The following is a 244-nucleotide window of genomic DNA, read 5'->3' as shown; positions in this document are numbered from 1 at the left end:
ATTCGGAACTATGCTCTGTCTTTGCCGAGAATCATCAGGAAATTCCAACTCAGTTGAAACTCATATATGACAATGTAAATCAGAAAGCATCCGCTAATTATTCATATGAAAAATTTTTCTCGCATAGAGATGATTTAACACCGGGTAATATTTTTGAACAATGGTTTAAAGAAGAAAAGCAAAAAACAGAAAACCCGTATGGCTAATCATGATTCCATAATGCAGATTAAAGGCAGCCCGAAAC

At 34.8% G+C, this 244-nt stretch carries 1 pseudogene; it reads left to right on the top strand.

Going from position 1 to position 244, the window contains the following annotated elements:
• Positions 1 to 206: pseudogene (locus tag ACTHSP_RS23980) on the top strand (hypothetical protein); the annotation flags it as partial.
• Between the last annotated feature and the right edge of the window lie 38 nt (positions 207 to 244).

This window comes from Neisseria sp. P0001.S005, from assembly GCF_051963715.1.
This window is presented reverse-complemented; position numbering and strand designations above follow the sequence as displayed.